22 protein-coding genes are annotated in these 23,408 nt (G+C 73.1%); 14 read left to right on the forward strand and 8 right to left on the reverse strand.

Translation table 11 applies throughout. From position 1 onward, the window contains the following. The 5 genes from ACH5A8_RS22685 to ACH5A8_RS22705 form a co-directional block, all read left to right on the forward strand. A partial coding sequence (locus ACH5A8_RS22685; protein ID WP_399004652.1) for a flavodoxin-dependent (E)-4-hydroxy-3-methylbut-2-enyl-diphosphate synthase occupies positions 1-309 on the forward strand: 309 nt, incomplete at its 5' end. Between the two features lie 30 nt (positions 310-339). Beyond that, complete coding sequence (gene dxs, locus ACH5A8_RS22690) at positions 340-2,286, forward strand: 1-deoxy-D-xylulose-5-phosphate synthase (protein WP_399004654.1); 1,947 nt, start codon at positions 340-342, stop codon at positions 2,284-2,286. Further along, positions 2,283-3,665, forward strand: coding sequence for an aspartate aminotransferase family protein (locus ACH5A8_RS22695; RefSeq protein WP_399004656.1), 1,383 nt, complete (start codon positions 2,283-2,285; stop codon positions 3,663-3,665). Before dxs ends, ACH5A8_RS22695 begins: the two co-directional genes overlap by 4 nt. 116 nt (positions 3,666-3,781) lie before the next feature. Beyond that, entirely contained in the window at positions 3,782-4,405 is a 624-nt protein-coding gene (locus ACH5A8_RS22700; RefSeq protein ID WP_399004658.1) for a helix-turn-helix domain-containing protein, read from the forward strand. Beyond that, positions 4,402-4,521 (forward strand): DUF6126 family protein, encoded by a 120-nt coding sequence (locus ACH5A8_RS22705; RefSeq protein ID WP_037755618.1) that lies wholly within the window; start codon positions 4,402-4,404, stop codon positions 4,519-4,521. The genes ACH5A8_RS22700 and ACH5A8_RS22705 overlap by 4 nt, the downstream gene beginning before the upstream one ends. 46 nt (positions 4,522-4,567) lie before the next feature. Here the strand turns inward: ACH5A8_RS22705 and ACH5A8_RS22710 are convergent, their stop codons facing one another. Next, the gene (locus ACH5A8_RS22710; protein WP_399004661.1) at positions 4,568-5,365 is read right to left on the reverse strand and encodes a tyrosine-protein phosphatase; all 798 of its coding nucleotides are present in this window, start codon (positions 5,363-5,365) and stop codon (positions 4,568-4,570) included. Between the two features lie 270 nt (positions 5,366-5,635). Between ACH5A8_RS22710 and ACH5A8_RS22715 the strand changes: the two genes are divergently transcribed. After that, complete coding sequence (locus ACH5A8_RS22715; RefSeq protein WP_399005291.1) at positions 5,636-6,421, forward strand: SGNH/GDSL hydrolase family protein; 786 nt, start codon at positions 5,636-5,638, stop codon at positions 6,419-6,421. 293 nt (positions 6,422-6,714) lie between these two features. On the opposite strand, the gene ACH5A8_RS22720 is transcribed toward ACH5A8_RS22715, so the two are convergent. Then, positions 6,715-7,332: a TetR family transcriptional regulator C-terminal domain-containing protein gene (locus tag ACH5A8_RS22720; RefSeq protein ID WP_399004663.1), complete on the reverse strand. Its 618-nt coding sequence runs from the start codon at positions 7,330-7,332 to the stop codon at positions 6,715-6,717. 172 nt (positions 7,333-7,504) lie between these two features. Here ACH5A8_RS22720 and ACH5A8_RS22725 point away from each other — a divergent pair, with 172 nt between their 5' ends. After that, on the forward strand, positions 7,505-8,740 hold the full coding sequence (locus ACH5A8_RS22725) for an MBL fold metallo-hydrolase (protein ID WP_399004665.1): 1,236 nt from the start codon (positions 7,505-7,507) through the stop codon (positions 8,738-8,740). A 313-nt stretch (positions 8,741-9,053) separates the two neighbouring features. Here the strand turns inward: ACH5A8_RS22725 and ACH5A8_RS22730 are convergent, their stop codons facing one another. The 3 genes from ACH5A8_RS22730 to ACH5A8_RS22740 form a co-directional block, all read right to left on the reverse strand. After that, positions 9,054-9,800 (reverse strand): D-Ala-D-Ala carboxypeptidase family metallohydrolase, encoded by a 747-nt coding sequence (locus tag ACH5A8_RS22730; RefSeq protein ID WP_399004667.1) that lies wholly within the window; start codon positions 9,798-9,800, stop codon positions 9,054-9,056. 154 nt (positions 9,801-9,954) lie between these two features. Then, the gene (locus ACH5A8_RS22735; RefSeq protein ID WP_399005293.1) at positions 9,955-10,623 is read right to left on the reverse strand and encodes an NAD(P)-dependent oxidoreductase; all 669 of its coding nucleotides are present in this window, start codon (positions 10,621-10,623) and stop codon (positions 9,955-9,957) included. A gap of 5 nt (positions 10,624-10,628) precedes the next feature. Continuing rightward, positions 10,629-11,705 carry an EamA family transporter gene (locus ACH5A8_RS22740; protein WP_399004669.1) on the reverse strand — a complete coding sequence of 359 codons (1,077 nt, stop codon included), beginning with the start codon at positions 11,703-11,705 and terminating at the stop codon, positions 10,629-10,631. A 78-nt stretch (positions 11,706-11,783) separates the two neighbouring features. Here ACH5A8_RS22740 and ACH5A8_RS22745 point away from each other — a divergent pair, with 78 nt between their 5' ends. Continuing rightward, on the forward strand, positions 11,784-12,674 hold the full coding sequence (locus ACH5A8_RS22745) for a LysR family transcriptional regulator (protein WP_399005295.1): 891 nt from the start codon (positions 11,784-11,786) through the stop codon (positions 12,672-12,674). 105 nt (positions 12,675-12,779) lie between these two features. Here the strand turns inward: ACH5A8_RS22745 and ACH5A8_RS22750 are convergent, their stop codons facing one another. The 3 genes from ACH5A8_RS22750 to ACH5A8_RS22760 form a co-directional block, all read right to left on the reverse strand. Then, entirely contained in the window at positions 12,780-14,306 is a 1,527-nt protein-coding gene (locus tag ACH5A8_RS22750; RefSeq protein WP_399004671.1) for a glycosyl hydrolase family 18 protein, read from the reverse strand. A 223-nt stretch (positions 14,307-14,529) separates the two neighbouring features. After that, positions 14,530-15,552, reverse strand: a complete 1,023-nt coding sequence (locus ACH5A8_RS22755) for an acetamidase/formamidase family protein (protein WP_399004672.1) — start codon at positions 15,550-15,552, stop codon at positions 14,530-14,532. Between the two features lie 147 nt (positions 15,553-15,699). Next, positions 15,700-17,253, reverse strand: coding sequence for an APC family permease (locus tag ACH5A8_RS22760; protein ID WP_399004674.1), 1,554 nt, complete (start codon positions 17,251-17,253; stop codon positions 15,700-15,702). A gap of 317 nt (positions 17,254-17,570) precedes the next feature. On the opposite strand from ACH5A8_RS22760, the gene ACH5A8_RS22765 reads away from it, so the two are divergent. From ACH5A8_RS22765 to tdh, 6 genes are all read left to right on the forward strand, one after another. Continuing rightward, positions 17,571-19,871 carry an ATP-binding protein gene (locus tag ACH5A8_RS22765; RefSeq protein WP_399004676.1) on the forward strand — a complete coding sequence of 767 codons (2,301 nt, stop codon included), beginning with the start codon at positions 17,571-17,573 and terminating at the stop codon, positions 19,869-19,871. A gap of 86 nt (positions 19,872-19,957) precedes the next feature. Next, positions 19,958-20,392 carry a roadblock/LC7 domain-containing protein gene (locus tag ACH5A8_RS22770; RefSeq protein WP_399004678.1) on the forward strand — a complete coding sequence of 145 codons (435 nt, stop codon included), beginning with the start codon at positions 19,958-19,960 and terminating at the stop codon, positions 20,390-20,392. Beyond that, positions 20,389-20,766 (forward strand): DUF742 domain-containing protein, encoded by a 378-nt coding sequence (locus ACH5A8_RS22775; RefSeq protein WP_399004680.1) that lies wholly within the window; start codon positions 20,389-20,391, stop codon positions 20,764-20,766. The genes ACH5A8_RS22770 and ACH5A8_RS22775 overlap by 4 nt, the downstream gene beginning before the upstream one ends. Further along, positions 20,744-21,379: a GTP-binding protein gene (locus ACH5A8_RS22780; protein WP_399004682.1), complete on the forward strand. Its 636-nt coding sequence runs from the start codon at positions 20,744-20,746 to the stop codon at positions 21,377-21,379. The genes ACH5A8_RS22775 and ACH5A8_RS22780 overlap by 23 nt, the downstream gene beginning before the upstream one ends. 115 nt (positions 21,380-21,494) lie before the next feature. Further along, on the forward strand, positions 21,495-22,109 hold the full coding sequence (locus tag ACH5A8_RS22785; RefSeq protein ID WP_399004684.1) for a GAF domain-containing protein: 615 nt from the start codon (positions 21,495-21,497) through the stop codon (positions 22,107-22,109). Between the two features lie 238 nt (positions 22,110-22,347). Continuing rightward, positions 22,348-23,376, forward strand: coding sequence for an L-threonine 3-dehydrogenase (tdh, locus tag ACH5A8_RS22790; protein WP_399004686.1), 1,029 nt, complete (start codon positions 22,348-22,350; stop codon positions 23,374-23,376). The last annotated feature ends 32 nt before the right edge of the window (positions 23,377-23,408 follow it).

Here is a 23,408-nt window from a genome sequence, read left to right on the forward strand (position 1 = left end):
GATGTGTACAAGCTGGCGGAGGAGGTCACGGCGGGTCTGACGGGCATGGAGGTGCCGTTGCGGGTCGCGGTGATGGGCTGTGTGGTGAACGGTCCGGGTGAGGCCCGTGAGGCGGACCTGGGTGTGGCGTCGGGCAACGGCAAGGGGCAGATCTTCGTGAAGGGCGAGGTCATCAAGACCGTGCCGGAGTCGAAGATCGTTCAGACCCTGATCGAGGAGGCCATGAAGCTCGCCGAGCAGATGGAGGAGGACAGCGGCGTCACGGCAGACGCCTCCGCCACCGGAACACCGACGGTGACGGTGAGTTGACGTACGGAACGGACCGAGAGGGGGACCGGCGTGAGCATTCTGGAGAGGATCCGGGGACCACGCGACCTGAAGGCGCTGTCCGAGGCGGAACTCGGCGAACTGAGCGACGAGATACGTGACTTCCTGATCCATGCGGTCGCCAGGACCGGTGGTCACCTCGGTCCCAACCTGGGGGTGGTGGAACTCACCGTCGCCCTGCACCGGGTCTTCGACTCGCCCACCGACCGGATCCTGTGGGACACCGGTCACCAGAGCTATGTGCACAAACTGCTGACCGGGCGCCAGGACTTCTCCAAGCTGCGCGGCAAGGGCGGGCTGTCCGGCTACCCCTCGCGCGAGGAGTCCGAGCACGACGTCATCGAGAACAGCCACGCCTCCACCGCGCTCGGCTGGGCCGACGGCCTCGCCAAGGCGCGCGACGTACGCGGGGAGAGCGGACACGTCGTCGCCGTCATCGGCGACGGCGCGCTGACCGGCGGCATGGCCTGGGAGGCCCTGAACAACATCGCGGCCGCCCGCGACCGGCCCCTGATCATCGTCGTCAACGACAACGAGCGCTCCTACGCGCCCACCATCGGCGGCCTCGCCAACCACCTGGCCACCCTGCGCACCACCGACGGCTACGAGAAGTTCCTCGCCTGGGGCAAGGAGGTGCTCCAGCGCACCCCCGTCGTCGGCGGCACCCTCTACGAGTCGCTGCACGGCGCGAAGAAGGGCTTCAAGGACGCCTTCGCACCCCAGGGCATGTTCGAGGACCTGGGACTGAAGTACCTCGGCCCGATCGACGGGCACGACCCGCGCGCCCTGGAGTCCGCGCTGCGCCGCGCCAAACGCTTCCACGGCCCCGTCCTCGTCCACTGCCTCACCGAGAAGGGCCGCGGCTACGAACCGGCTCTCGCGAACGAGGAGGACCACTTCCACACCGTCGGCGCGATGGACCCGCTCACCTGCGCCCCGCTCACCCCCTCCGGGGGACCGTCCTGGACCTCCGTGTTCGGCGACGAGATCGTGCGCATCGGCGAGGAGCGCGAGGACGTCGTGGCGATCACGGCCGCCATGCTGCACCCGGTGGGCCTGGCGAAGTTCGCCGAGCGCTTCCCGGACCGGGTGTGGGACGTCGGCATCGCCGAGCAGCACGCGGCCGTCTCCGCGGCGGGCCTCGCCACCGGCGGCCTGCACCCGGTCGTCGCCGTCTACGCCACCTTCCTCAACCGCGCCTTCGACCAGCTGCTCATGGACGTCGCCCTGCACAGGTGCGGCGTCACCTTCGTCCTGGACCGGGCCGGCGTCACCGGCGTCGACGGCGCCTCCCACAACGGCATGTGGGACATGTCCGTCCTCCAGGTCGTCCCCGGCCTCCGGATCGCCGCGCCGCGCGACGCCGCCCAACTGCGCGCCCAGCTGCGCGAGGCGGTCGCCGTGGACGACGCGCCCACCCTCGTGCGCTTCCCCAAGGAGTCCGTCGGACCGGAGATCCCGGCCGTCGGCCGGGTGGGCGGCATGGACGTCCTGCACCGGGCGGAGCGGCCCGAGGTGCTGCTCGTCGCCGTCGGCGTGATGGCGCCGGTGTGCCTCCAGGCCGCCGAACTGCTCGGGGCGCGCGGCATCGGCTGCACGGTCGTCGACCCGCGCTGGGTCAAACCCGTCGACCCGGCGCTGCCCGGCCTCGCCGCCGAACACCGGCTGGTGGCCGTCGTGGAGGACAACAGCCGGGCGGCCGGTGTGGGCGCAGCGGTCTCCGTGGCCCTCGGCGACGCCGACGTGGACGTGCCCGTGAGGCACTTCGGCATCCCGGAACAGTTCCTCGCCCATGCCAAGCGCGGCGAGGTGCTCGCCGACATCGGCCTCACGCCGGTCGAGATCGCCGGCCGGATCGGCGCGAGCCCGGCCGTGCGGAAGCGGACCGGGGACGTACCGGCCCAGCGACCCGCCGGCGCCGCCGGGACCCCCATGCCAGTCAAGGAGACAACTGAATGACCACGGAGTTCGACCTCGGCGCTCTGCTGGCCGAGCGTGGAGCCGAGCGCTACGAGCTGCACACCAGGCACCTCAACCACCAGCTGCCGCGCATGCTGCACACCATCGGCTTCGACAAGGTGTACGAGCGGGCCGAGGGCGCGTACTTCTGGGACGCGGACGGCAACGACTACCTGGACATGCTCGCCGGGTTCGGGGTGATGGGCCTGGGCCGCCACCACCCGGTCGTCCGCAAGGCCCTGCACGACGTGCTGGACGCCCGGCTCGCCGACCTGACCCGCTTCGACTGCCAGCCGCTGCCCGGCCTGCTGGCGGAGCGGCTGCTCGCCCACAGCCCGCACCTGGACCGGGTCTTCTTCGGCAACAGCGGCACCGAGGCGGTGGAGACCGCGCTGAAGTTCGCCCGCCGCGCCACCGGGAAGCCGCGGATCCTCTACTGCGAGCACTCCTTCCACGGCCTGACCACCGGCTCGCTGTCCGTCAACGGCGAGGACGGCTTCCGCGAGGGCTTCGCCCCCCTGCTGCCCGACACCGCCGTCCCGCTCGGCGACCTCGACGCGCTCGCCCGCGAGCTGAAGAAGGGCGACGTGGCCGCCCTGATCGTCGAGCCGATCCAGGGCAAGGGCGTGCACGAGACCCCGCCCGGCTATCTGCGCGCCGCCCAGGAGCTGCTGCACCGGCACAAGGCGCTGCTCATCGCCGACGAGGTGCAGACCGGCCTCGGCCGCACCGGCGACTTCTACGCCTACCAGCACGAGGACGGCGTCGAACCGGACCTGGTGTGCGTCGCCAAGGCCCTCTCCGGCGGCTATGTGCCGGTCAGCGCCACCCTCGGCAAGGACTGGATCTTCAAGAAGGTCTACTCCTCGATCGACCGGGTCCTCGTCCACTCGGCGAGTTTCGGGTCAAACGCCCAGGCGATGGCCGCCGGCCTGGCCGTGCTGGCGGTCATGGAGAACGAGCAGATCGTCGCGAACGCCCGGGCCACCGGCGAGCTGCTGAAGTCCCGGCTGGCGGCGCTGAAGGACAAGTACGAGCTGCTCGCGGACGTGCGCGGCCGGGGCCTGATGATCGGCATCGAGTTCGGCCGGCCCAGGTCGCTGAAGCTGCGCGGCCGGTGGACCATGCTCCAGGCCGCCCGCAAGGGCCTGTTCGCGCAGATGGTGGTCGTCCCGCTGCTGCAGCGGCACAGGATCCTCACCCAGGTCTCCGGCGACCACCTGGAAGTGATCAAGCTGATCCCGCCGCTGGTCGTCGGAGAGAAGGAGGTGGACCGCTTCGTGGACGCCTTCACCGCCGTGATGGACGACGCACACGGCGGCGGACTGATGTGGGACTTCGGCAAGACGCTGGTCAAACAGGCCGTCGCCAACCGGTGAGCGCAGGCTGCCGCGGCCGGTGAGAGACTCTCGCCCGGTCGTGAGCGGGGTCCTCGGGCTTTTGCCTCTGAGGCAACAAATTTGCCGCAGAGGCAAGGCTGCGGCTGAATGGAGGCATGAGCTCCCCCGAGTCCGAGCCCTCGGCGAGGCCGGCCGAAAGCCTGCCCGCCGTCGCGCCCCAGCTGCGCTCGCTGCGCCGCCGCGCCTCCCTCACCCTGGAGACCGCGGCCCGCGCGGCGGGGCTGTCGCCCGCCCATCTCTCCCGTCTGGAGACCGGGCAGCGCCAGCCCTCGCTGCCGATGCTGCTCGCACTGGCACGCGTCTACGGTACGACGGTCTCCGAGCTGCTCGGCGAGACGGTCGCCGACCGGGACGCGATCGTCCGCGCCCCGGACATGGAACCCACCCGGGCCGGCGGCTGGACGTACTGGCAGGCCGGCGCGTCCGGCCGCGGGATGCAGGCCCTGCGGGTCCGCGTCCCGCACGGCTCCCAGGGTGACATCGTGCGCGTCCACCCCGGCGAGGAGTGGCTGTACGTCCTCAAGGGGCGGCTGCGGTTGCGCCTCGGGGACACCGCGCACCTGCTCGCACCGGGCGACAGCGCGCACTTCGACTCGCTGACCCCGCACCGCATCAGCGCCGAGGACCCGGACGGGCTCGAACTCCTTTTCGTCCACACCCTGCTGCAGAGTCCCACGGCCGCGATGTGCCTGGGCCCCCTCACCGGAGACATGCCATGAGCGACATGGAAGAGAAGTTCCCCCGCGCCCTGTGGGTCCGGCTGATCATCTACATCGCCGTCGGGCACCTCTTCGCCGCCTTCATCTGGCTGCTGTTCGAGGTCGGCGCCAAGTAGCCGACGGCGCACTCCGCCCGGTCCGGCCCCGCGTCGGTCCGCCCGGTCAGTCCAGCAGGCGCTCGCGCAGCCGCTCCCGGGTCTCGGGAGCCAGCCGCAGACCCCGCTCCAGATAGGCGTCGACGCCGCCCCAGGTCTCCTCGATGGTCTCCAGCGCCGCCGTCAGGTACTCGGCGCGCGCGTCGAACAGGGGGCTCAGCAGCTCCATGACCTCGGGGGAGTAGGCCGAGGCGGAGGTGCCGCTGCGGTGCACCTTGTAGCGGCGGTGCCTGGCGTTCGACTCCAGGTAGTCCGCGACGATCGCGTCCCGCTCCACGCCGAGCGCGAGGAGGGTCACGGCGATCGACAGTCCGGCGCGGTCCTTGCCCGCGGCACAGTGCATCAGCGCCGGGACGCTGTCCCGCGCCACGGCGTGCAGCACCCGCGAGTGCTCATCGGTGCGCTCCGTGACGATCGCGCGGTAGGAGGCGATCATCCGGGCCGCGCCCTTGCCGTCGTCCAGGATCGCCCGCAGCTGGTCGAGGTCGCCGTCGCGGACCATCTTCCAGAACTCCGCGCCGTCCGCCGGGTCGCTCAGCGGCAGGTTGACGTTGCGCACGCCGGGCAGCTCGACGTCCGGGCCCTCCAGCCTGCGGTCGGCCGCGTTGCGGAAGTCGAAGATCGTGTGCAGTCCCAGGGAGGCCAGGAACACCGCGTCCTCGGCGGTCGCGTGCGCGAGGTGGCCGCTGCGGAACAGCACCCCCTGCCGCACCCGCCGTCCGTCCACCGTGGGCAGTCCGCCCACATCGCGGAAATTGCGCACTCCGGCCAGCTCGGGCTCGGTCGACGGGACCTGCTGCGTCACGGGAACTCCTCCCTGTCGGCCCCGCTCCACGGCTCGTCGGCGGGCGCGCTACGACGATACGACATGGGTTCCCGGGGCAACGATGTGTCCTCGGGCACCCGCCCCACCTGCCGTACCGTCGCCTCGTGCCACGCGTATTCCCGGGTGATCGACAAACTTGGAGTGGCTTTTCTCACCGACCGTCAACCCCTGCCTACGGTCGCGTAAGTCACATTCGAAGGTGAATCATGGCCCGACGTGGCAGACGATTCGAAGAGTGACAGCAGAGCAGTGATCGGGTCGTACGTGGCGGTGGGGGACAGCTTCACCGAGGGCGTCGGCGACCCCGGCCCCGACGGAGCCTTCGTCGGCTGGGCCGACCGGTTCGCCGTACTGCTCGCCGACCGGCGCCCCGAGGGCGACTTCCAGTACACGAACCTCGCCGTGCGGGGGAAGCTCCTCGACCAGATCGTGGCGAACCAGGTGCCGCGGGCCGTGGAACTCGCCCCGGACCTGGTCTCGTTCTGTGCGGGCGGCAACGACATCATCCGTCCCGGCACCGACCCCGACGACGTGGCCGAGCGGTTCGAGAAGGCGGTGGCCCAGCTCGCCGCGGTGGCCGGCACCGTCATGGTGACCACCGGCTTCGACACCCGCGGCGTGCCCCTGCTCAAGCACCTGCGGGGCAAGATCGCCACGTACAACGGACATGTACGGGCCGTCGCCGACCGCTACGGCTGCCCGGTGCTGGACCTGTGGTCCCTGCGGGCCGTCCAGGACCGCCGGGCCTGGGACCACGACCGCCTGCACCTGTCTCCCGAGGGACACACCCGAGTGGCGCTGCGCGCCGGGCAGGCGCTCGGCCTGGAGATCCCGGCCGACCCGGAGCAGCCCTGGCCGCCGCTGCCGCCCCGCGGCACCCTGGAGGTCCGCCGGGACGACGTCCACTGGGCGAGGGAGTACCTGGTCCCGTGGATCGGCCGCCGCCTGCGGGGCGAGTCCTCGGGCGACCACGTGACGGCCAAGGGGACGCTCTCCCCGGACGACATCAAGTCCCGGATCGCCGCGGTCGCCTGACGGCTCGTCAGGCCGGTGGGGAGGGGTACGTAGGGCTGGGCGGATCGCCGTACGGGGGATGCGGCGGATCACGACGGGCCCGGCGTGGCAAGCGGCAGGGCCCGCGCACACGTGTGGCAGGGCCGGACCGTGCGGGCGGTGCGGTGGGCTCGGCGGCGCCCCGCGCGGGCGGTGCGGCGGGGGCGCTCCACCGCCTCGGTTCGGTGCGGTCCCGCCGGCCGCCCTTGACGCGGTCCCGCCGCCCCGGTCGTGCGGCCGCGCCCCGGTGGCGCGGTACCGCCCCGGGGCGGAAGTCACCGCGCGGCGGTCAACGCCTCCCGCTCCAGGCCCAGTTCCCGGACGAGGGCCTCGTCGACCCACTCCTGGGCCCGGGCGCGCGAGACCGTGCCGCCGTACGAGGTGAGCTGCACGGCGAGCCCGTCCAGGAGGGCGGTCAGCCGCAGGGCGGTGCCGGCGGGGTCCGGGCACCGGAACTCGCCCGCCGCCACACCCTCAGCCAGGACCTCGATGAGGGCCGCCTTCCACTCCCGGTCCAGGTCTCGCGCGACCTCGCGGAGAGCGGGCTCGCGCAGCGCCGCCGCCCATCCCTCGATCCACAGCCGCCAGCCCTTGGCCGTGCCGGTGGGCGCGTACCAGCGCACGGCCGCCCGCAGCCGGCGCAGCGCGGTCGTGCGCCGGCCGAGCAGCTTGCGCAGGTGCGTGAGGTCGTCCTCCGCCGCATGGGCGAACGCGGCGGCGACCAGCTTCTCCTTCGTGGAGAAGTGGTAGAGGACCAACGCGTTGCTCACCCCGAGCACCGAGGCCACATCGGCGATCCGCAGCGCCGCCACGCCCCGCGCCTCGATCTGCCCGATGGCGGCCCGCAGCAACTCCTCGCGCCGCTCCGCCACGCTCAACCGCAATCTCGCCACGCCGTCACCCTAACGGGTGTTGCCCAGGAGGCAATCGGGTTTGCCGCCCGGACGCGGGGACCGCGAACCCCAGTCGGCGGCGGGCGGAGGTCGGCCGTAAACGGAGGGGCCGCCCGGTTCCCGGAAGCCGCCCTCATAATGGAAAACCTGACCGACTCCTACTGGAGGTACCGTGGCCGGCTTCCGTCCTTCCAGCACCGGGCTGCGCGCACTGCGGCCCGAGGCCTTCGGCGCGGACCCCGACGGAGAGCGCATGGCGCGCATCCGCCGTTCACCCCACTTCAAGGACGGCGTCTTCCAGAACCCCGGGGGCGAGGCACGCATCCGGCCCTCCGGTTCGATGCTCGACTTCGCCAAGCTCTACTTCGACAAGGAGCAGCGCCCCCGCCGCTCCCCCCAGGGCAATGTGCCGGTGCACTCCACGACCTTCGCCGACCTCTCCCGGCCCGCGGCCACCGGCCTGCGGCTGACCTGGCTCGGGCACTCCAGCGTGCTCGTGGAGATCGACGGCCGGCGGGTGCTGTTCGACCCGGTGTGGGGCGAGCGCTGCTCACCCTTCCCGTTCGCAGGTCCCGCCCGCCTCCACCCGGTGCCGCTGCCGCTGGCCGCGCTGGGGCCGGTCGACGTGGTCGTCATCTCGCACGACCACTACGACCACCTGGACATGCCCACGATCAAGGCACTGGCGGGCACGGACACCCTCTTCGCCGTCCCGCTCGGGGTCGGCGCCCACCTCGAACGCTGGGGGGTGTCCGCCGACCGCCTGCGCGAACTGGACTGGCACGAGACCACCCGGGTCGGCGGCCTCACCCTGACCGCCACCCCGGCCCGGCACTTCTGCGGCCGCGGCCTGCGCAACACGCAGCACACGCTGTGGGCCTCCTGGGTCGTCGCGGGCGAGCGGCACCGCGTCTACCACAGCGGCGACACCGGCTACTTCGAGGGCTTCGAGGAGATCGGCGCCGACCATGGCCCGTTCGACGCCACGATGATCCAGATCGGCGCGTACTCCGAGTTCTGGCCCAAGGGCCACACGGACCACAGGCCGCTGCCCGGAGCCTGGCCGGACATCCACATGTCCCCGGCCCAGGGGGTGCGGGCCCATCTCGACCTGCAGGGAGGCAGCCCGGGCGGGGTGCTGCTGCCGATCCACTGGGGGACGTTCAACCTGGCGCTGCACGCGTGGGCGGAGCCGGGGGAGTGGACGAAGGACGCGGCCGAGGAGGCCGGGCAGGCGGCGGCGTTCCCGCGGCCGGGCGAGCCGTTCGAGCCGGCGGGGACGCTGCCGGCCGAGCCGTGGTGGCGGGCGGTCTCCGGTCCCATCGCCCGCCCCTGGCGGCGTCCCCGGAGTGCCGAGGACGCGGCGGAGTCGAGCAAGGGGGATTTCGACCTCGCCGGTGAGCGGTGACGTCGGTGCCCACAGGCGCCGAGGCCCGCGGTGGGGGCGTCCCCACAGACCGTCGATCGATGGGATCACGTCCGGCGGAGGCGGGAGCCGGGTGACGTCGGCCGGCTGGCGGACAGCGGGGGCCTCACGCGTGTGACGCGTCGGCGGGAACGTCCTCAGGCGCCGAACGGCGACGACCCGTCGCCCGGCGTCCACACGGCGCCCGGGGCGGGCATGCGGCCCGCCTCGGCTCGCGTCCCTCGTGCGAGCGGCCGCGGCGCCGGCGATCGGTGCCGCGGCCGCTCGCACGAGGCCGGAGCCGGGCGCGGGGGCGTCAGACCGTCCCGTCCTGCCACCACCAGGCCCGGCCGAGGTCGGCCCGGCTGTCGACGTGCTGGTGATCGGCGGTGTACGTCTCCAGCCCGGAGAAGCCGCAGGTCTCGGCTTTCTGGTAGACGGTCCGGTTGGACACGCCGGGGACGTCGAGGTCGGCCGCGGTGCCGTAGAGATGCATGCTGTCGGAGGCGCCGCCGACCTCGGCGTTGTGCGCGATGCTGCGGAAACCGGAGTTGACCGTGATGGGGACGTCGCCGAGCTTCTTGCGCAGGGCTTCGAGTTTGTACATCGCGCGCCGGGCGTTCTCCTTGGTGGCGGCGGCGCTCAGCTTGCCGCCGGCGAAGGTGCCGCTGACCCGGTCGGTGAACTCGCTGAAGTCGAAGTGCGCGGTCGACCCGTCCGCCTGTTCGAGGGAGTTGAGCTTCGCTTGCGTGGCAGGGCCCGCCACGCCGTCGGCGCCCAGACCGTAGGCCGCCTGGAACCGGCGCACCGCGGCGGCGGTGGCGGGACCGAAGTCGCCGTCGATGCCGACGATGCTGTGGCTCGGGCTGTCCGCGGCCCAGCCCGCGACCCTGATCTGCAGTTCGGTCACGTCCGCGCCGGTGGCCCCCTGGCTGAGCGTGCGCGACCAGCCGTACGCCTGGGCGTCGCCCGACAGCACCGTCGGGACGAGCACGGCGCCGGCGCCGGCGGCCAGCGCGCCGCGGATGAGGGTACGGCGGTCGAAGGGGCGGGAAGAGTTCATCTTCGTCCTCTCACGAGCAGGGCCATCGGGTCATCGAGGGATCACGGTTCGCTGGAACGTGACCTTGGACAGTGTCATGGACACGCAGCCCGTACGGAAGGGAGTGGTCGGGGCCCGGCGGGCAGCCGCGGCGAACGCACCGCCCGGCCCTCGCTCACGCGCACGGCCGCGCCGCCTCGTGAACGACCGTCATGACCCGTTCACCGCGCGGGTGTTCGAGTTCGTCCAGGACGGCGACCGCCAGGTCCTCGACGCTGATCCACGACCGGCCGTCGGCGGCGGTGAGCAAGGTGTCGGTGCCGCGCCGGTAACGGCCGGTCCGTTCACCGGGTTCCAGCAGGGCCGGCGGGCACAGGAAGACCCAGTCGGTGTGGGCGTGCCCCCGGCAGGTGTCCAACTGGGCGACTCCGGCCAGGGCGACGGGCCGCACCTCGGCGGGCACGTACGACGGGTCATCGGCGACGAGGAGTCCGCCGTCACCGGGACTGCGCAACGCCCCGGCCCCGCCGACCACGAGCACACGGATCCCGAGCCGTGCCGCCGCGTCCAGCACCGTACGGGTGGCGCCGACCAGGAAGTCCCGGTCGGCCGGAGTGGTCCGCACGGTCAGGACGACGGCGTCGGCGGCACCGTGCGGGGCGGAGCCCGTGAGCGCCGTGTGCACGGCGTGCGGGTCGCGCGCGTCGACCGCGAGGGGCGTCACGCCCGGATCCCCGCTCGCCGGCTTGCGGGACAGGGCGAGCGCCCGGTGACCCCGCGCACGGGCCTCGGTGATCACCCGGCTGCCGACCATGCCGGTGGCGCCGAGCACGGCGATCGTCATGCGCTTCATCGCATCCGTCCTTCTCGCATCGTGTCTTCTCGCGTCGCGTCTCTCCGCGTCGCGTCTTCTCGTGCCGCTCGTACCGCGTCTTCTAGCGGGGCGTTCTGCCGTACCGCGTCTTCGCCCGCGCCGTCCGTTCGCGGGCGGGTGGCCGGGGCGCGGCCGGGCGGGACGCGGGTGAACACGGCCGGGGGCGCCAGCTGCGCGGCGAGCATCGCGGCCAGCGCCAGGGCGAAACCGAGGGTCTGCGGCAGACTCGGGGACTCGCCCAGCGCGACGCCGACGACGGCCGCGACCAGCGGCGACAGCAGCACCAGCGGTGCGGACGCCCCGACCGGCAGCCTTCCGATCCCGCGGAACCACACCGTGTACGCGATCAGCCCACCCATGCTGCCGAGCCACAGATAGCCGCCGACCGCACCGCCGTCGATCCGCTGCGGCACCCCTTCGATCACCAGGGTGAGCGGCAGCAACAGCAGTCCGCCCGCGGTCAGTTGCCAGCCGGCCAGGGTCAGCGGGCCGACGCCCGCGGGCCGGCCCCAGCGCTTGGTGAGGACGACCCCCGCGGCCATGGTGGCCGTCCCCCCCAGCCCGGCCAGCACGCCGGTGACGTCCAGCCGGGCCCCCGGCCCGAGCACCACGAGCCCGACGCCCGCCACACCGGCCACGCTCCACGACAGGCGCCAGAGGGTGGGCCGCTCGCCGAGCACCGCGACGGCCAGGGCGGCGACCAGCAGCGGCTGGGCCGCGCCGAGGGTGGCCGCCACGCCGCCCGGAAGCCGTTCGGCCGCGAGGAACAGCAGCGGGAAGAAGACGCCGATGTTGAGAGCGCCGAGGACGGCGGCCTTCCACCACCAGTCGCCGCGCGGGAGGACGCGGGCGGCCGCCAGCCCGGCCAGCCCGGCGGGCAGCGCGCGCATCAGTGAGGCGAACAGCGGATGCCCCGGCGGCAGCAGCTCCGTGGTCACCGCGTACGTGGTGCCCCAGGAGGCCGGGGCGAGTGCGGTCAGTGCGACGGTCGCCGCCCGCGGTGCGGAGGAGGTCCGCGACGGACCGGGCGACCGTTCGGTCGAGGTGTGCATGACGGGAGTCTCGGCCCGCGCAGGCCATGAATCCAAAGCATGCTTTTCATGGCAGCGATGAACCGCCACGATGGATCGATGGACCTCCAGCAGATGCGGTACGTCGTCGCCGTCGCCGAGACCCGCAACTTCACGCGCGCCGCGGAGCGCTGCTCCGTGGTGCAGTCCTCGCTCAGTCACCGGATCGCCGGACTGGAACGGGAGCTGGGCGTGCGGCTGTTCGCCCGCTCCAGCCGCCGGGTCGAGCTGACCGGTGCGGGAGCGGCGTTCCTCGCCGGGGCGCGGGAGTGCCTGGCGGCCGCCGACCGGGCCGCCGCCGACGCCGCCGCGGCGGCGGGCGTGGTGCGCGGCCGGCTCGCCGTCGGGGTGATCGTGACGACGGCCGCCGTCGACGTCCCCGAACTGCTGCAGCGGTACCGCGCCCGGCATCCCGACGTCCGGGTCGTGCTGCGCTCCGGGCGCAGCGACGAGCTGGCGGCGGCGATCCGCGAAGGCGACCTGGACATCGCCTTCCTCGGCCTGCCGCAGGACCAGCCCCCGTCCGGTGTGGAGACACTCGTGCTCGATCACGACGAGCACGTGCTGGTGGTGCCGGCCGGGCACCGGCTCGCGGGCGCCGCCCGGGTCACGCTGCGCCAGATCGCCGGCGAGACGTTCGTGGACTTCGCCGGGGGGACGCCTGCCCGCGCCCAGTCCGATCAGGCGTTCGCCGCCGCGGGCCTGACCCGGGACGTCGCGTACGAGGCCGCCATCATCGAATTGATGACCGGGCTGATCTCGCGCGGGCTGGGCGTCGGGCTGCTGCCGTCGGCGTTCGTCCGGCCGCTCGCCTCCCACAGTCCCGGGCTGGCGCTGGTCCCGGTGGTCGACGGGCCGCGCCGCATCGAGTACCTGGCCTGGAGCCGCTTCAACCCGAGCCCGGCCACCCGGGCGCTCCTCGACGTCCTCGGGGTCAGGGGGAGGGCGTAGCACCCCCCCCGACACGGCGGAGCGGCCCGGGGCCCGCGCCGGGTGGCGCGGTCCGGACCGCTCGCGGGCCGTGTGGGGGTCAGGGCCCGGGGAGAGGGCCGTGGGTCAGCAGGCGCCGAGGTCCTGCCAGACGCCCCACTCGCCGGTGGTGCCGGGCTCCTCGCCCGTCGTCCACCACTTGGCCTTCCAGTTGTGGCCCTTGTAGGAGACCTGCTGGCCGCCGGTGTAGACCGCGCTCTTGTTCCACGGGGCGGCGGTGCACTGGTGGCCGCTGCCGCCGGTGATCGTCAGGGCGTACGTCGCCGAGTGGCTGCCGGAGGCGTTCGAGCCGGTGACCGTGATGGTGTAGGTGCCCGAAGCGGCCGCCGAGGTGGTGGCGAGGGTGAGCGTCGAGGAGCCGCCCGCCGTGACCGAGGTGGGGCTGAGGGAGGCGGTGACGCCGGCCGGGGCGCCGCTGACGCTCAGGTTCACCGTCTGCGCCTGACCGGCCGTCACGGCGGTCTTCACCGTCGTGGTCGCGGACTGGCCCGCCGTCACCGAGCCGGAGGAGGAACCGAGCGCGACGGAGAAGTCGTTGCTCGGCTGGGTGCTGCCGCCGCCGGTGAAGGGCGCGAAGATGTGGGTGAAGTCCCAGGTGTTCTGCTGGATGCCCGAGCAGTTGTCCGCGGCGGCGCCGCCCGCACAACCGCCGTTGTCCCGCTGCAGCGCCCAGAAGGACAGGGTGTTGATGCCCTTGGAGACCGCCCAGTTGTAGACCGTGGTGGCGTTGGCCAGGCTGAAGGTCTCGGCCGGGCCGAAGTCGTCGACGCCGGGCATCTCGGTGACGCCGACCATGTTCCACAGCTGCGCGGAGGTCTTGGTCGGGTACAGCTGGGTGAGGGTGTCGACCAGGCCCTGGGCGGCGGTCTGGGTGTCCTTCGCCATGTCGTGGGACTGGTTGTCGTAGTAGTCGAACGTCATCAGGTTCACGACGTCGATCCGGGTGCCGTTGCTCACGGCGTTGCGCAGCAGCGCCACGCCGTTGTCCGCGAGGCCGTGCGTGGTGGTCGGCAGGGTGTAGGAGATCTCCACCTTGCGCCCGTTGGCCGCCGCCCAGTCCTCGACCAGCTTGATCGCCTTGTTGCGGCGGTCGATGCCCGCGGAGTTGTCCAGCGAGTCGACCTCGATGTCCATGTCGAGCCGCGAGATGTCGTAGGTCGTGATGACCTTCTCGTACGCGGCGGCGATCTGCTGGACGTCGGTGCAGCTGTCGGCGATCTCGGTGCCGGTGGTGTCGGCCGTGTACCCGCCGAACGAGGGGATGACGTCGCCGCCGTTCGCCTGGATGGTCTTGATGTCGCTGCCGAAGGTCGACGCGGCGATCGGCATTCCGGTGTCGCCGTTCCAGTACGGGGTGCAGGACCCCTTGGAGGCGGTCTGGAGGAACGCCATCGTCAGGTGCTTCGCGCCGGACTGGGCGGCCAGCGCGGCGGGGCTCTCGCCCGTCCAGGCCTCGAAGTAGGGGGCGAAGACGTGCGCCGGCAGCGGTGTCGCCGCCTGGGCGTCGCCGGTGGCCGAGAGGGCGAGGCCCACCGAGGCCGCCGTGGTGACGGCCGCGGTGAGTGCCGCGCGGAAGGAACGCATGAGTCTCATGTCAGTCCCGGTGTGAGGAGTCGGGGGTTCTTCATTTCCCGTACGCAGGGAGGGTGTTGATGCGTATGGGATAGTGCGCTCGCTCACCGGGCGGGTCAATGGTCTGGACCAAAAAGGGACTAGACCAATTTTGTGGCCACACGGCTCATCCCCCTGCGCAGCACCCCCGGAGTTGGACTAGACCATGCGGCAGGAATTTCGGGACCGGCGGACGGGAGGGCGTTCAGCGCCGCGCGGTGTGGGCGGCGCCGAGGGCCTTGAGCCGGTCGTGGACGCCGTCGTAGGCGCGGGCGGCTCCGAGCAGTCGCTTGGGGAGCTTGGCGACCATCGTGTACAGCGTGTCGCACACGTTGGCCGCGGGCGCCAGCCCGGTCTGGCTCACCAGTTGGTACGCGTCCAGCCGGTCGAGCCCCAGCAGGTCCGCCGTCCAGCCCACCAGGTCGTGCTGGCTGACGCGGAAGGCGTCCTCCAGCGGGCGCGCGTGGCCCGTGCTCAGCAGGAAGTCGTCGCTCTCCAGCCGGGGCACCGCGGGTGCCCCGCCCTTGACGACGTCCACGGCCACCACCGTGTTCATGGCGGTCTCCACCGCCGTCCCGCACACCTCGCCCTCGCCCTGACGGGCATGGCCGTCCCCGATCGCGAGCATCGCGCCCGCCACGTTGACCGGGAGGTAGACCGTGGTACCGGCCCGCAGTTCGGGAGTGTCCATGTTGCCCCCGTGCACACCGGGGGAGATGGACATCAGCCGCTCGCCCGCGGCCGGGGCCACCCCCACCGTGCCGTGCATCGGATCGAGCGGCAGGTCCACCGCGAAGTCGCCGCGGGCGGCCTCGAACCGGCAGGTGCCGGCCTTGGCGTCGATGGCGTACACCCAGACCCGCTCCTCCAGCGGGGGGTGCAGCATGGCCGTGGCGTGCGTGGCCGTCAGCGCGCCGAAGTGCGGGAAGGTGCTGGACACGCCCCAGTCGCGGGCCGGCGCGATCTCCACGAAGTGCACAGCGAGCGCGTCACCGGGTTCCGCGCCGGCCACGGCGATGGGGCCGGTGACCGGGTTCAGATACGGGAAGGCGCACACCTGGCTGGGCAGATCGGCCGGCCCGCGCACCCGCCCGCCGAAGCAGTCCTCCGTGAACAACTCCACGACGCTGCCCGGCTGGACCGTCACCACCGGCGACCCGCCGCCGAAGGAGTAGGCGTACCGGTCGGGGTCGGCCGGGACGGTGATCACCTGGACGGGCTCGGGCATGGGGACACTCCTTGGGGCGACGGGTGACGGGTGACGGGTGACGGGTGACCGGCGACGAGTGGCGGGTGGCGGGTGACGGACCAACGCGGGGAGGAAGACCAGGAGGAGCGGGCGCGGCGCCGCTGCCGTGCGCGCGGCGCGCGAGGGTCATCCGTCCTGCCGCGGACCGGCCGGCGGGTCGCCGTGCGGCGGCGCGGCCGGCCGTCCGGCCGAGGGGCCGTCCGTCCGGCCGTTCGTCGGGCTGTCCGCCGGCTCGTCCGTGGACCCCACCGCGGCCAGTCGCGGGCGGCGGCCGCTCAGCAGCAGCCCGGCGAGCACCACCACGCCGACACCGAGCCAGACGAACCCGAGCCGCTGTGCGGCGATGTCGGCGTTGACCACGACGTACGCCAGGACGGCGAAGCCGATGGCCGGAGCGATCAGGTGCCGCCAGTAGTCCCTGCTGCGCCCCCGGATCAGGTAGTGCACGACCACCGACACGTGCAGGACCAGGAACGTGGTCAGGGCGCCGAAGTTGACGAGGCTGCTCAGCAACGTCACGCCGTCGTCACGGGAGTTCATGTAGAGGCCCAGCCCCAGGGACACGGCCGCCGTGAGCAGCGTGGCGTTGACCGGGACCCGGTGACGCGGGTGAACCCGGGCCAGGAAGGAGGGCAGTCGGCGGTCCCGGGCCATCGCGTAGAGCAGTCGTGAGGTGGCGGCCTGCGCCACCAGCGAGTTGGCGAACCCCCACGCGACCGCCGTCGCCGCGGCGGTCAGGGTGGCCAGCCACTCGCCCGAGGCCACCCGGGCGGCGTCGTAGAAGGCCGTGCCACCGGGGTCGCCCTCGCCGACGAGCCCGTCCGGGTCGGGCACCAGCAGCGAGGCCAGCCACGTCTGGACGATGAACAGCGCGCCGGCCAGCAGCAGCGCCGCCACCATCGAACGGCCGATGGCGCGCGCGGAGTCCTTGTTCTCCTCGGCCAGCGTCGAGATGCCGTCGAACCCGAGGAAGCTCAGCACCGCGACCGAGACCGCGCCGAAGACCAGCGACCAGGAGAAGGTGGCGCCGTTGTAGACCGGCGTGAAATCGAAGCCGCGGCCCCTGCCCTGGGCCAGCGCGACGACGCCGATCACCACGAAGACGGCCAGCACGGCGAGTTCGGCGAGCAGCATCACCTTGTTGACCCGGGCGGTCATCCGGATCCCGGTGTAGTTGACCGCGGTGTTGAGCACCACGAAGCCCGCCAGCCACACCCACACCGGGACGGCCGGCACCAGCGAGTGCATGGCGATCCCGGCGATCAGGTACAACAGGCCCGGCACCAGCACGTAGTCGAGCAGGATCATCCAGCCGGCCAGGAAGCCGACCGGAGGGGCGATGCCCCGCCCCGCGTAGGCGTAGACCGAGCCGGACATCGGGAACGCGCGCGCCATCTGCGCGTACGACAGCGCCGTGAACATCATGGCCACCATGCCCACCGCGTAGGTCAGCGCGACCATGCCGCCGGAGCTCTGGAAGACGCTCCCGAAGATCCCGAAGGGCGCGATCGGCACCATGAAGACCAGGCCGTAGACCAGCAGGTCGCGAAAGCTCAGCGAACGGCGGAGCTCCTGGCGGTAGCCGTAGTCGCGCAGCGGGTCGGAAGCCGGCCGTTCGGTCATCACGTTCTCCTCGCTGGAGTCGCCCCGCCGCGCCCGGACGTCCCCGGCGACGCCCACGCCGCGAGTATGCCGCCCGGGACGGGGCGGGGAGAAGTGAGCGCGACGCGGCACCGGACACCCGAACGGCCGTGACCCCCGCCGGATCCGACACGTTATAGGTCTGTCGTACGACGCCTCATACCAGAGCGGGACGCTTCCCGTGGGATTTCGTCAACTGCCTGCCGCACATGACGGGCCGGTGACTACTGTGAGTGTCCGTCGGACGACGTAGCGCCGCATTGCCCGCGGCCCGCTCGGCCCGGCACAGCGATGGCGCACGCCCGCTCGCGCCCCCGCACGAGCACACAGGCCCGACGGACCAGTACGAGGAACAGATGTCTCACCTCCGCCCACCGGCCGCCCGCGCGGACCGCCGTGAGGGCGGGCGGCACGGGCGGCCGGTGGCCCGCACCGCCCCCTCGCTGCCCGAAACCCACATCCGGCCCCAGCTGCTGCGCCTCGCGGTGCTGCCGCCCACCGCGGTCGCCCTCGGCGGCGTCGCCGCCGTCCTCTTCACCGTGCGGTCCACCGGGGCACGCACCGGAACCGCCCTGTGGGCGGTGCTCGCCGGAGCGTCGTCGGTGGCGCTCGCGGGCATCGTGATCGCCGCGGTCGCCGCTGGCCGTGCCGCCCGGTCCGTACGCGAACGACTCGACGCCCTGCGCGACGCCACCACTCGCCGGGAGGCCGAGCTGCACGCCCTCGTTGAGGCGCTGCGCCACGGCGACGACCCGCCCCGGCGCAAGGCGCGGGGCGGCCCGCCGGACGACGCCGACGAGTTCGAACTGCTCGCCGCCGACCTCGCCCGCGCCCACGACGGCGCCACCGCCGCCGTCGTCCAGGCCAGCCGCCTCTCCAGCCAGGCGGGCAGCGAACAGAAGCTCGAGGTCTTCCTGAACCTCGCCCGACGGCTGCAGTCCCTGGTGCACCGCGAGATCTCCATCCTGGACGAGCTGGAGAACGAGATCGAGGACCCCGACCTGCTCAAGGGCCTCTTCCACGTCGACCACCTCGCCACCCGGATCCGCCGCCACGCGGAGAACCTCGCCGTCCTCGGGGGCGCCGTCTCCCGCCGCCAGTGGAGCAACCCCGTCTCCATGACCGAGGTGCTGCGCTCGGCCATCGCCGAGGTCGAGCAGTACTCGCGGGTCAAACTCGTCCCGCCGATCGACGGCCGGCTGCGCGGCCACGCCGTCGCCGACGTCATCCATCTGCTGGCCGAACTCGTCGAGAACGCCACGGTGTTCTCCGCACCGCACACCCAGGTCCTGATGCGCGCGGGGCTCGTCACCTCCGGGCTGGCCGTCGAGGTCGAGGACCGGGGGCTGGGGATGCCGGTCGGCGAGCAGGTCAGGATGAACGCCCTGCTCGCCGACCCGGACCAGGTGAACGTCGCCGGCCTGCTCGCCGACGGCCGCATCGGCCTGTTCGTGGTCTCCCAGCTCGCCCGGCGGCACGGCATCACCGTCCGCCTGCAGACGAACATCTACGGCGGCGTCCAGGCCGTCCTCGTGGTGCCGCAGTCCCTGCTCGGCACCGAGACGGCGACGCCGCCGGGAGGCGTCGAGACGGGGCCACGGGAGCGGAAGCCCGCGCACCTGCCCGCGCAGACATCCACGCCGACGTCCGGACAGCCGTACGCCCGAGTGCTGCCGGCTCCGGCCGGCGGCCCGGCGGACCGGGTCGCCGCGGGACGGTCGCCCCACCCGAGCGACCCCTCGGACGCGCTCCGCCCCTCCGGCGGGCCGGGCCCGGCCGACCCGATGGAGCCGTCCGACGCGTCGGGTCCGGCCGAGCCCTCCGGTTCGTCGGGCCCCCTCGTGCCGTCGGGCCCGGCAGAGCCGCTCGCGCCGTCCGGCTCCTTCCGCGCGGCCGGCCCGGCTGACCGGTCGGGTGCCGCGTCCGGTCCGGCTGATCCCGCCGGTACCTTTGGTCGGTCCGTCGACGGGCCCGGTCGCTCCACCGCCGGTACGTCCGCTCCTCCGACCGGCCACACGGCTCCCGCCGGGCTCTTCGGGCCGGCGGACCCCGCCGATGCCGGCGGTCTTGGTCCCGCGCCCGGTTCGGCGGTTGCGGACGGGAGCGGCGGGGGAGCGGATCCCGTACGTCCCGGGCTCCCGGCGGACGGTGCGGCGGGCGGCGGCGCGGGCCCCCAGGACGGCACGCGGGCCGGCGATGCGCCCGCGCCGCTGCCCCGGCGCGGTGACCGGGAGGAGCGGGCGAACCCGGCGGAGGCGGTTCCCGGGATCCGGCCCGGGGACCGGGCCGCCGTGGCCGCGCACGAGGGCGTCCCGCCCGCCCCGCGCGGCGTCGTGCGCGGCACCATGGACCGGCCCCGGCTGCCCCGGCGCCGTGCCCAGGAGCACATCGTCCCCCAACTGCGCGGCGGCCCCGCGCCCCGCCAGGACGGCGAGCCCGCCGTCGATCACGACCCCGGCCTGATGGCCGCCTTCCAGCGCGGGATCGGACTGGCCGAGGCCCAGCAGCGGCGGAGCCCGGAGTCGCCGGATCCGTACCACCCCGGTCACCCCTCCCCGTCGGGCCTCTCGGGCGCCACCGCCGACGCCGACGCCGCCCACGACATGCCGGCGCCCGGCTCCACCGTCCGGCACGACGGGAGCGCGTCCGCCGGATGACCAGCCCGCAGCCCGCCCGAACCCACCCGCCCCTCCCCACCCCCAGCGCTCCCGCAGACCTTCGTACCCCAAGGAGTCGATCCACCATGGCGAGCGATGCGCCGACCGGCCATGTTTCCGACCTCGACTGGCTGATGAGCGGCCTCGTGCAGCGTGTCCCGCACACCACCAGCGCGGTCCTGCTGTCCTGCGACGGGCTGGTGAAGTCCGTGCACGGCCTCGACCCCGACAGCGCCGACCACATGGCGGCGCTGGCGTCCGGCCTGTACTCCCTGGGCCGCAGCGCCGGGGTCCGCTTCGGCGACGGCGGCGACGTACGCCAGGTCGTCGTCGAGCTCGACTCGACCCTGCTGTTCGTCACCACCGCGGGCTCCGGCACCTGCCTCGCCGTGCTCGCCGGCCGCGAGGCCGACGCGGCGGTGCTCGGCTACGAGATGGCGATGCTGGTCAAGAGCGTCCGCCCCTACCTCGTGACCGCCCCCCGCCGGCACACCGCCGACCACCCGGCGTTGCGGCCTTGAGCGCGGCGACGGCCGGCGACGGGCCCTGGCTCGACGACGCGGCCGGACGGCTGGTGCGCCCCTTCACGGTCAGCAACGGCCGCACCCGGCCGAGCATCGCGCTCGACCTCATGTCGCAGGTACGGGCGACCGGTGTTACACCGCTCGGCTATCTCGGTCCCGAACACGGCCAGGCACTCGACCTGTGCCTCGGTCCGGTCTCGGTGGCCGAGGTCGCCGCCCAGCTCAGGCTGCCGGCGGCAGTGGCCAAGGTGCTGCTGTCCGACCTCGTCGACTGCGGCGCGCTGACCACCAAGCCCCCCGAGTTCCACCACCACCCCACCGACCGGGCTCTTCTGGAGGCAGTGCTCGATGGACTACGACGACAGCTCTGACTACACGGGCGGCCCCGACCACCAGAGCCGCTCCGACCCCTTCCCCACCGCCCTGAAGATCCTCGTGGCGGGCGGGTTCGGCGTGGGCAAGACCACCCTGGTCGGCGCCGTGAGCGAGATCGCGCCGCTCAGCACGGAGGAACTGCTCACCACGGTCGGCGCGGACACGGACAACCTCGACGGCATCGAGAACAAGGTCGAGACGACCGTCGCGATGGACTTCGGCCGCATCACCCTCGACCCCCGACACGTGCTCTACCTGTTCGGCACCCCCGGGCAGGAGCGGTTCTGGTTCATGTGGGACGAACTGTCCGAGGGCGCCCTCGGCGCGGTCATCCTCGCCGACACCCGCCGCCTGGAGGAGTGCTTCGCCGCCGTCGACTTCTTCGAGCAGCGCGGGCTCTCCTTCGTCGTCGCCGTCAACGAGTTCGACGGCGCCCACCGCTACGACCCCGAGGAGGTCCGCGCCGCCCTCGATCTCGCCCCGGACATCCCCGTCGTGCGCTGCGACGCCCGTATCTCCAGCTCGGGCGTCCAGACCCTGCTCACCCTCGTACGGCACCTCCTGGCCCAGGCCCCCGCCCCCGCGCCCACCCACGGCGCCCACATGTGACCGCCCCCCGCATGCTCCCCGCCTTCGCATGACCTCGTCCCCCGCCCGCACGTGATGCCCGCACACCGCCACGGAGCCCGTACATGACGCACCCGCACAGCGCCGGAGCCCGGCCATGAGCTACGACCCGCCGCGCCCGGCCGGTCGCCTGCTGCTCACCCCCGAGGACAAGGAAGCCCCCGCCCGCACCCTCCGGCTGCGCCGGCTGGGCCTCGGGGAACGTCCCGAGCCGGCGCTCGACGCCTTCGCGGACCACCTCGCCGAACTCACCGGCGCCCCCTACGCGATGGTCAACTTCCTCGACGAGCACCGGCAGTTCTTCGCCGGCCTGCACCGGCCCGAACGCGACGTCCTCGACGTCGACACCGCCTCGGCACCCGCACCGGCCGGCGCCGGGGACGCCCGGGGCACCCGGCGCGAACTGGGCCGCCGCCTCGCCCGCGACCACGGCTTCTGCCCGCACGTCGTGGCCCGCCGCAAGGCTCTCGTACTGGAGGACGTCCGCGACTACCCCCGCTTCGCCGGCAACCCGGTCGTCGACGAGTTCGGCATCCGCTCCTACCTCGGCGCCCCGCTCATCGACAGCACGCAGACGGTGCTGGGCACGGTGTGCGTCGTCGACCTGGAGCCCCGGCCGTGGGGCCGCGAGGGCCTCGGCACCATCAAGTCGGCCGCCGCGGAACTCGCCCCGCGCCTGGAACGGCGGGGGCCGGAGGGCCTGCGGTTCTGAGCCCGCCATGACTCCGGACGGGTGGCGTGAAGCAAAGCTGTGGCCGCGCTTAAGAAAGTCTCGATGGACCGGGCCGCCGCCGTACGGCAGATTGCTGGGCGAATCCACCCCTCACCCCGGACGCGGTTCCCCAGGGCCTCTCGTTCGGATCACGCCGGGCTCACGGGGGCCGGCCCGATCCGGTCGAACGCCCCTCGGCACACCTGGTCCCGGGGCCCGAAGCACAGGAGCCGTAGCGTTGAAGGCGCTGGTCAAGGAGAAGGCGGAACCCGGGCTGTGGCTCGCGGACGTACCCGAGCCCGCCATCGGACCCGGTGACGTACTGATCAAGGTCCTGCGGACCGGTATCTGCGGCACCGACCTGCACATCCGGGCCTGGGACGGCTGGGCGCGGCAGGCGATCGACACCCCGCTCGTGATCGGCCACGAGTTCGTCGGCGAGGTCGTCGAGACCGGCCGCGACGTCGTCGACATCAAGGCGGGCGACCGGGTCAGCGGCGAGGGCCACCTGGTGTGCGGCAAGTGCCGCAACTGCCTGGCCGGCCGCCGCCACCTGTGCCGGTCCACCGTCGGCCTCGGCGTGGGCCGCGACGGCGCCTTCGCCGAGTACGTCGCCCTGCCCGCCGGCAACGTGTGGGTGCACCGCGTCCCCGTCGACCTCGACATCGCCGCGATCTTCGACCCGTTCGGCAACGCCGTGCACACCGCGCTGTCCTTCCCGCTGGTCGGCGAGGACGTCCTGATCACCGGCGCCGGCCCGATCGGCCTGATGGCCGCGGCGGTGGCCCGGCACGCGGGCGCCCGCAACGTCGTCATCACCGACGTGAGCGAGGAGCGGCTGGAACTCGCCCGCAAGATCGGCGTGAGCCTCGCGCTGAACGTCGCCGCCACCACCATCGCCGAGGGCCAGCGCACCCTGGGGCTGCGCGAGGGCTTCGACGTCGGCCTGGAGATGTCCGGCCGCCCCGAGGCGATGCGCGACATGATCGCCAACATGACGCACGGCGGCCGGATCGCCATGCTCGGCCTGCCCGCCGAGGAGTTCCCCGTCGACTGGGCCCGCGTCGTCACCTCGATGATCACCCTCAAGGGCATCTACGGCCGCGAGATGTTCGAGACCTGGTACGCCATGTCGGTGCTGCTGGAGGGCGGCCTCGACCTCGCCCCGGTGATCACCGGCCGCTACGGCTACGCCGATTTCGAGGCGGCTTTCACGGATGCCGCCAGCGGCAAGGGCGGCAAAGTCATCCTTGACTGGACCGCGTGACTCCCCCCTCGGGGCAAGCATCTTCAGGAGCT

Origin of the sequence: Streptomyces sp. NPDC018610 (genome assembly GCF_044391765.1) — a bacterium.
Lineage (GTDB): Bacteria > Actinomycetota > Actinomycetes > Streptomycetales > Streptomycetaceae > Streptomyces.